Annotated in this window: 10 protein-coding genes; all 10 read left to right on the top strand. The window is 29.6% G+C overall.

Annotation, left to right across the window (positions count from 1 at the left end; genetic code table 11):
* On the top strand, positions 1-1309 hold a 1309-nt coding region (locus ACH2BG_RS03990), incomplete at its 5' end, for a serine hydrolase (RefSeq protein ID WP_395046425.1).
* A 179-nt stretch (positions 1310-1488) separates the two neighbouring features.
* Positions 1489-1845, top strand: a complete 357-nt coding sequence (locus ACH2BG_RS03995) for a nuclear transport factor 2 family protein (RefSeq protein WP_395046426.1) — start codon at positions 1489-1491, stop codon at positions 1843-1845.
* Positions 1846-1902: 57 nt separating this feature from the next.
* A complete protein-coding gene (locus ACH2BG_RS04000; protein ID WP_395046427.1) occupies positions 1903-2472 on the top strand; it encodes a hypothetical protein in 570 nt (189 codons plus the stop codon).
* Between the two features lie 174 nt (positions 2473-2646).
* The gene (locus ACH2BG_RS04005) at positions 2647-3066 is read left to right on the top strand and encodes a hypothetical protein (protein WP_395046428.1); all 420 of its coding nucleotides are present in this window, start codon (positions 2647-2649) and stop codon (positions 3064-3066) included.
* A gap of 236 nt (positions 3067-3302) precedes the next feature.
* Positions 3303-3521: a hypothetical protein gene (locus ACH2BG_RS04010; RefSeq protein ID WP_395046429.1), complete on the top strand. Its 219-nt coding sequence runs from the start codon at positions 3303-3305 to the stop codon at positions 3519-3521.
* 578 nt (positions 3522-4099) lie between these two features.
* Positions 4100-4801, top strand: coding sequence for a helix-turn-helix domain-containing protein (locus tag ACH2BG_RS04015; protein ID WP_395046430.1), 702 nt, complete (start codon positions 4100-4102; stop codon positions 4799-4801).
* A 112-nt stretch (positions 4802-4913) separates the two neighbouring features.
* A complete protein-coding gene (locus ACH2BG_RS04020; RefSeq protein WP_395046431.1) occupies positions 4914-6029 on the top strand; it encodes a nuclear transport factor 2 family protein in 1116 nt (371 codons plus the stop codon).
* Positions 6030-6224: 195 nt separating this feature from the next.
* Positions 6225-7337: a serine hydrolase domain-containing protein gene (locus tag ACH2BG_RS04025; RefSeq protein ID WP_395046432.1), complete on the top strand. Its 1113-nt coding sequence runs from the start codon at positions 6225-6227 to the stop codon at positions 7335-7337.
* A gap of 194 nt (positions 7338-7531) precedes the next feature.
* On the top strand, positions 7532-8575 hold the full coding sequence (locus ACH2BG_RS04030) for a serine hydrolase domain-containing protein (protein ID WP_395046433.1): 1044 nt from the start codon (positions 7532-7534) through the stop codon (positions 8573-8575).
* Positions 8576-8750: 175 nt separating this feature from the next.
* A partial coding sequence (locus ACH2BG_RS04035) for a WG repeat-containing protein (RefSeq protein WP_395046434.1) occupies positions 8751-9204 on the top strand: 454 nt, incomplete at its 3' end.

Below are 9204 nucleotides of genomic sequence, written 5' to 3' on the forward strand. Positions count from 1 at the left end.
AGATTTTGAAAGTAAATTACTAGTAACAGAAAACACTATTTTTCCAATTGGTTCAATAACCAAATCCTTTACCGCTTCTTTATTGGGAATACTTGGCAATCAAAATAAACTATCGCTAAAAGATAAACCATCTTTATATCTTCCAAAACTCCAATTCTACAATGATAAAATGGATAATCTTATTACAATAGAAGATTTATTATGTCATAAAAGCGGAATTGGTAGTGTTGACGGAACATATATATTATTTCCTGCGAATAAAAGAGAAAATTTAATGGAGCGATTAAAATATCTAAAACCAAACGGAGCAATAAAAGACAGTTGGATATACAGTAATTTAGGTTATATTATTGCTGGAACACTTGTTGAAAAAATTAGTGCAGAAAGTTGGGAGAAAAATATCCTAGACAAAATATTTAAGCCGTTAAATATGCATAGTTCAAGTACTTCAATTGCTGAAATGACAAAAAATAATGATTTTTCATTTGGCTATGGAATTAACAATTCAAAAACTGAAAAAGTATTATTTGCCGAACTTAATAACGATAAACCTGGCGGTTCTATTAATAGTAATGTAAATGATATGGCAAATTGGATGAAGACTTGGCTTAATAATGGAAACTTTAATAATATAGAAGTATTACCTAAAAACTATATTCAAGAAGCAACAAGTATAAAAGCAATTGACAATGGTTTGCCTCCAGAAACAAGTGATCCAAATGTTTATACATTTGGCTATGGATATGGTTGGAAAATAAACTCAAATAAAGGTCATTATAAAGTTCATCACGGAGGAAATGTATCTGGATTTAGTTCTCAATTAGTAATGTATCCAACTGATAATCTAGGAATTGTAGTTCTTACAAATCAAAATAATTCTCTTTTACCATATATTGTTGCAGATATTATAACAAATAGAATGCTCAAACTTCAAAAAACAGAATGGAATAAATATTCAGTAAAAGTTAGTGATATAAATGTTGTAAGCAAAGAAATAAAAAGTGTTAACACAGAAAAAAAACTAACACATAGTTTAGCAGATTATTGTGGAAAATATTCTAATCTTGGATTTGGAACTTTTGAAATCGTAAATGAAAACAATAATTTGTTTGCAGTTTTTCCTGAATATAAATTTAGGCTGGAACATCAATATTATGATATATTAATTTTGAAGGCAACCGAAGAAATACCACAAATTATGAATCCAGAATTTCACTTGAGTTTTTCACTTGACAACGATGGTAATATTTCAACAGTAAAAATAAATTTACAAGACGAACCAATTAAATTTATAAAACTGAATAAATAAAAAAATAGCACACAACCGCCATTTTGAGCTAGCTGGAGTTTAGTGGAATTATCGTTTCGCATCAAGTCTTCGTTAAGCCGAAAATTGAGTGGTTACGAACTTCCAGCCATCTCAAAGTGGCATAACGTTAGCGGTCATTGTAACGGACGACCAAAGTATAAAACATAATATTGACAAATATGACAAAGACAGAAATAGCAAAAGCTTTCTCAAGCGGAAAATTTGAAAAGACTAATAAGTTCATTTCTGAAAACGCAGTTTGGACTGTTGTCGAAGAAGACACTTTTATAGGTAAGCAAGCAATCATTGATAATTGTGAACAAGTTAGAAATTATTTTCAATCAGTAACGACTGACTTCAAAACGCTGAACATTATTGCTGAAGGAAATAAAGTAGTTATTAGTGGAACTGCCGAATTTTCAAGAGAAAAAAAACGAGTTTCATTTGTTTCAGCTTGTGACGTATATGAGTTTGACGATAATAATCAAATTCAAAATATAACCTTTTATTGTATTCAAAAAGCTAAAAATGATTAGCAGAAAAAATAACAACGAACCGCTAACAGGCGTTTGGCAGTAATGTAAAACCTGAAAATGAAGAACAACATAAAACTACTATCAAAATTTCATTTACTCACACTTACAATAGTAATTACTAATTATATTTCAATATATTTTTTAGGTTATTCAATAGAATTTACTATAATTCTTATAATAAAATCTTTGTTTTACGTTTCAGGAATGGTCTTATACTTCTTTTACCGTAAACCTTTTAATGAGTTATCATTTTATTTTTCGATTTTTGTTTTTGGTCCATTAATTACAATTATTGGTTGGCTCACATTATATATTGGAATGTTTTTAACAATGCTGTATGTAATATTCTTTTCACCTTGGGGAAAAATTCAAGAAGAAGGAAATCATATAATATACAGAAAAACACACGGTTTTATGAACTTAAGTAATGAATATAGAATTACAGAAAAAAATACTGTTTTCTATGAAAAAATTATTACTGATTTTAAAATTGAAGACGAAAACCCTCTGGAGATTAGACTAAAAACAGATAATGATAAATTACGTGTCGAATACAAATATGAAAAATACAATTCAGAAGATAAAAATCAATTAGGTGATACAATAATAAATGTTAAACGGAAGTAAACACTACTGCCAACACACGCTACAAGCAATTTGGGTATTAGGCTTAATGGAAAAATTTGTTTGTATTTGGAAGATTTGGCAAATCCGAATAATGGGCTTAATTTAGTCCCAAACCTCTTGTAGCAAGGGAACGTTGGCAGACAGTTTGCCCGAACGAAACGAAAACAGAAAAAAATGAAAAATTTTCTAAATATTTTAATATTGATTTCCATATTTTCATGCAAAGAAAATGTTATTACTTCTCAAGAAAAAAAATCAGAAGTGAAAACAATAAAAGCAATAATGGATAATGAGATTCAGCAGATTGGTAACATTTATCAACCTGAAAAAATGGTAATTAAACAAAACAAAATCAGAACAGACAATAAAAAAGAGAATTATCAAATTACTTTAATTAATAGTAACTTATTGGATAATGAAAAAGAAAACGTGGAAAGTCACGCTGAAAAAATAGTAAAAATGTACTATGAAAATTTAGTACGAAATATTGTTGGATTAAATTCTAACAAAATTATTGTGGAAATACAACATAGAAATGAAAAAAAAGAAAGTTTTGAATATACTGAAATAGAGATACAGAAATTAGAAAAATAAAACCGATCTGCCAACACACGCTACAAGCAATTTGGGCTATAGGCTTAATTTGAAGTTGGTTTTGTATTTGGAAGATTTGTCAAATCCGAAAACAGGGCTTAATTTAGTCCCAAACCCGCTGTAGTACCAGAACGTTGTGAGTCATTTTGTGAAATCGAGGGAGAATTCAATAACATAAAACTATGAAAAGTTCGGAAATTATTTTATGCCGAATTACATAAAATTAAATCAATATAATGCAAGATCAAGAATTAATAGGGAGTTTTATATTTTTTTTTATAAGTGTTTCTATGCTAATTTATTTTTATAAGAGAGATAAAAATAGACATAAAGATTCCGAAGAAAGCTTATACGGTATGTTGTTTAGAATTAAACCATATGGATTATTTATTGTTATTGCTTTAATTTCTTTATTAGGCATTATTGTAAAAATAATAAGAATCTACCAAATATAAATTATGCCCTCAAAACTGCAAATGAATTGTCATTACAATATAGAGGTGAAATAGAAGATTATATTAAAAATAGAAAAGCGGCTCACAACAGCGGTTTCGGGAGATTGCTGGGCTTGGTCAACTTCCGAAAAAACTACGTTTTTTCAAAAGTCGTCTTGTACTTGGAGAATTAAGTCATAAATTCGCAGCAACCTCCCGAAGCCGCGGGACGTTAACTGTAAACAATTCTAAAAAGAAAATATATTTTCCAATTAATGAATAGCAACAATCAAATATTATTTTTTTTAAGCGCTTTAGGTGTTTTTAATAGTGTTGTTTTGAGTTTTTATTTTTTATTCTTCAAGAACAAGAAAACTATATCCGATTTATTTCTGGGGCTTTTATTATTGTCTTTAAGTATAAGAATAGGAAAATCAGTATTTTATAATTTTAATCCGCAGTTGTCAAAAACGTATTTACAAATAGGTTTGTCAGCTTGTTTTTTAATTGGTCCTTTATTGTATTTTTTTGTTAAATCAATACTGCAAAATCTTAATTATTCCTTTGCAAAATATAGTCTCATTTTAATAATTATGGCTATGAGTGTGTTTGGTTTTCTTTTTCCATACAAGGAAAATCCTGCTATATGGGGAGGAATAGTTTATTATTTCATCAATATTCAATGGTTTGTTTTTATTCTATTATCCATTTATGAGGCTAAACAAATTTTCAGGAAGTTAGTAACTGACCGCAATCAAATTAGCTATCATGAAACTTGGATATTGTCAGTTATTTGTGGTGTTTTTGCCATTTGGCTTTCCTATTCTTTAGCTAAATATACGTCGTATATTTCGGGGGCTTTGACTTTTTCTTTCAGTTTTTACATTTCCTTACTTCTTATTTATTATGCAAAAAACAAAACATTAAATTCGATTAATAAAGAAAAGTACATAAACAAAATAGATGAAAAGTTAGTAACAGAAATTCAAGAAAAAATTAATGTCCTTTTTGAAACAAGAAAAATTTATACTAATCCTGACCTCACTTTGTCAATTTTAGCAAAAGAATTAAATATTCGCCCTCAATTGCTATCGCAGTTTATTAATGACAATCTGAATAAAAGTTTTACTCAATTCATCAATGAATATCGAATTGATGAAGCGAAACGGCTATTAAAAGAAAGTACTCAGTTCAAAATAGATGCTGTGGGTTTTGAATCCGGGTTTAATTCGAGCAGTACATTTTATAGCTCATTTAAAAAAATCACAGGTACTACGCCTTCAAATTACCAAAAAAGATAGTTTTTACTCCTAAAATATACATTTGTACTCCATTATGATAAACTTGGAATGTTTTAAAACTTAATCAATATAATTTTGAGAAACGTTTTTAAAACATTAAAATCCAAAGTTTATGAAAAAAATCTTTTTCGCCATCTTATTTGCACTACTATCAAATGTGTCTTTTTCACAATCGGAACAGTCTCTGATTGAGAGTTGTATTCAAAACTATATTGAGGGCACATCTTATAATAGGCCTGACAGTATTAGTAAGGCTTTTTATTCTGAAGCCAATCTTTTTCTAAGCCACAAAGAAAAACCTTTATGGGTAGTTCCAATTTCAGAATATGTCAGTTGGTTTCAGAAAGGGAATAAAGGAGAATTTAACGGTCGTTTAGGGAAAATTATCTCTATAGCATCTTATAATGATATTGCTATTGCAAAAGCCGAAATTCTAATTCCTGAAAAAAAACAGGAATTTATGGATATGTTCCTGCTAAAAAAAATTCAGGGTGAATGGAAAATAATCAGCAAATCTGCAAGCAGCAAAGCAAGCAATAAATCCGGAAAAAAAATATTATTCATTGTTTCCAATGCACATTATTACGGAACTTCTACAATTTCAACAGGAAATAGCTTTGCCGAAATCGTAAACGCTTATGATACTTTTGTAAATTCAGGTTATACCGTTGATTTTGTAAGTCCAAAGGGTGGTGATATTCCTTTAGCCTATATCAATACCTCTGATAGCTTGCAAAAACAATATTTATATAATCAAGACTTTATGTACGCCATAGAACATACTTTGAGTCCTAAAGAGATTGATTATAAAATTTACAAAGCAGTACATTATATTGGAGGCGGAAGTGCAATGTATGAAGTTCCTGAAAATTCAGATATCCAACGCATTGCTATGCAAGTATATGAAGATAATAACGGCATTATTTCTTCGGTATGTCATGGAACAGCTGGTATTGTTAACTTGAAAACTAAAAATGGTAAATTCTTAATTGAAGGAAAAAAAGTAAGTGGTTATCCTGATTCATTTGAAAAACAAGATGATGAATATTTTAAACACTTTCCATTCTTAATTCAGAAGACAATAGAAGAAAGAGGGGGGACTTTTAATTTTTCAAAGAGAAATGTATCTTACGTTGAACAAGACGGTCGAATTGTTACAGGACAAAATTTCCAATCATCAAATGGTGTTGCCTTAAAAATTATTGAATTGATTGAGAAAAATAATTAGGATAAAATTTATCAGCAGTTAACACAGGTTTTACGCTATTGCGGTTTCTGGGCTAAATTTAAAGTTTGCTTTGTGTCTTTGAGATTAGTGCTTAGCCGAAAGTTTCGGCTTCTTTAGTCCGCAACATCGTAAAACCTGAGAACGTTGGTGGCAATATTTCCGAAAATGACGCATAAATTATTAATCAAAATAAAGATGAAAACAATAAAATACTCGCTTTTAATTATAGTTCTGTTTTCAGCTTCTAATTTACAAGCCCAAAAAGAAGAAAAGGACTTAATTAAACAAGCTATTGAAATAACTGGACAATCAAAAACCAAACTGAATATAGAAATTAATGAATACATTGCAGAAGTTCAAAAGCAATATAATATACCAGGTTTAGCTTTGGCGTTAATAAAAAACGGAAAAGTGATTCATAAAATGAACTATGGTATTGCTAACATAGAATATTCCGTTCCCGTAAATGATAAAACCTTATTTCCATTATTTTCTACAACAAAAGTATTTTCTGTTTTAGCAGTTCATCAATTAATAGAACAAAAAAAGTTAACATTAAACAGCAAAATATCCGAATATTTAACTGATTTACCAGATAGTTGGAAAACTATAAAAATCGAAAATCTTCTATCACATTCTTCGGGTTTACCAGATATAGTTGTCTATGAAAATGATAACGAAGAAGAAGTAGCAAAAAATAAAGTTTATAAAGATTCCATAAAATTTATTGCAGGAAATCAGTTCGATTATAATCAGACTAACTTTTGGCTATTAAAACGTATTGTCGAAAAATTAGTCGAAAAAACTTTAAGTAATTACATTTTAGAAACTCAATTTCCATCGTCTAAAAATGATGTGATTTTTGAGGGAAATAGTTTGAAGGTAATTAAGAATTTGAGTTACGGTTATGTAAATAGTGGGAGTGAAAATTCAATTTTAAAGAGAAATTGGAATTTTCCAAACTATATGTACGGAGCATCTGCGCTAAACTTAACATTAAATAATTTTATAGAATGGAATAAAAAATTTGATGATGGTTTATTTATATCAGAAACTACAAAAAAACAATTACTCAAACCTTTTAATTATAAACAGCAAAGAGATTTTTGTTACGGATTGGATTTAATTACAGTAAATGGTGAATTATCCTATGGTTTTTCAGGTGGAATTGCAACGGCATTTAGAAAATTCCCTGATGAGAATTTAACAATTATTTTACTTGCAAACGGAATGTTTATTCCAAATGGAGAATTAGGTGGAATAAATGAAGTGGTAAATAATATTGCAAAATTGAGCGAAAAAAATTAATACTGCCGCCAACCGCCGTTTGGCAAGATTGCGAATTTTGTAGTAAATACACGTTTACATTTCGCAAGAAATTTTATCTTTAACAGAAAATAATCGGTTCCGTAGTTCGCAACCTCGCCAAGCGCCGGAACGTTGTGGCAATTATGACAAACCGACCGTATACAACAAGACAACAAAAATTCAAGACAATTTTAATGAAACAAACATTTAGACTTTTAGCCTTATTTTTAGCAACACTTTTAGTAAGTTGTAATAGTTACGGACAAGAAAAAGACGACTATTCTTTCAAAATAGACAGTTTAATCAAAACGACAATCCCAAGAAGTTTCAGCGGAGTGATTTTGATTACTCAAAAAGGTAAAACAAAATATAAGAATGCTTTTGGATATTCAAATTTTGAAAAAAAGACTCCTTTAACAACCAAAGACAATTTTATAATTATGTCAAACAGCAAACAAATTACTGCTGTTTTGACTTTAAAAGAATTTGAAAAAGGGAAAATTGATTTGCAAAGCCCAGTTAGAAAATACTTACCCGACTTGCCACAAAGTTGGGCAGACACTGTTACTGTTCACCATTTATTGAACTTTTCTGCTGGAATAACTGATATTGACAAACCCTTGATTTTCAAGCCAGGTTCTGACTTCAAATACGGCAACACAACTTATATTATGCTTGGAAAGATAATTGAAAAAGTTACAGGCAGAAAATATATTGACGTGGCAAACGAACTTTTTAAGGAATTGAGAATGAAAAACACGTATTGCTTTGAACAAGGCAAAACTCAAAATAGAGTTCAAGGCTATAGAAACACAAACAGTAATTTCAAACTTGAAGAAACACCTATTGAAAATAACGATAAAGTTTCTGCTGCTGGAATTATCTCAAATGTAACTGATCTAAATATTTGGGACAAGTTATTGCACAAAGGAAAAATTTTAAAACCAGAAACCTATAAATTGATGACAAGTTATAGTATTACTGCACAACATAACGCTTTTGGAAAAGAAAAAATTGGTTATGGTTATGGCATAAGAATAAGCGACAAAACACCAATCAAATATGTTGGTCACACAGGTGGCGGTTCAGGTTTTGTATCATTCAAAATTTATTTTCCTGAAGCAGACGTGGACGTAGTTGTTTTAGAAAATCAATCTAATGAAAACATAGACTTATTCTACGAATTTGAAATTAAAATTAGAGAAATCGTAATGAATAGTAACTTAATGAAAAAATAACTGCCACCAACAAGGGTTTTGCATCAGGCGGGCGAAAGTGCAAAACTCAACAGCAGTTTTTCAATTGAATTTTAGTAATAATATTATCGGCTTTTGTTCTTCGATTCCCGCCCGAACGCAAAGCCCAAAACGTTATACCGCATTTTACAATAACAAGAAAAATTCAATAAAATTTATGAAAAAAATATTAAGCATTTTGATTTTTGTACTTGTTAATTTTGTTTCTGCTCAAGTTCCAAAACTAGAACGAAAAGAAATCCGTAGAGATAGTGATCATCTTCTTGCAGTAGAAGAAGCACCTACGAATAAAACAGCTCCAGATGAAGTGTATGGCGTTTCTTATGAAAAAGACGGGAAAAAGAGTTTTTTAATGGGTAATGAAACTAAAAAAGGACTTTATGACCAAATAAATTTTGTTCAAGACAATAGTGGTTACATCGTAAAAAAAGGAAGTCTATATGGTATTGCAAACAAAAAAGCCGAAATTACAGTAAAAATTGAATACGACACCATTGGCTCTGATAATTCCAAAGGTAAAGGCTTTGTAGCAAAACAAAATGGAAAATATGGTAAAATAACAAATACAGGAGAAATTATACTTCCTTTTAAATACAATAAAATTATTGCCG

The sequence above is a fragment of the Flavobacterium sp. genome, from assembly GCF_043779715.1.
Classification (GTDB): Bacteria; Bacteroidota; Bacteroidia; order Flavobacteriales; family Flavobacteriaceae; genus Flavobacterium.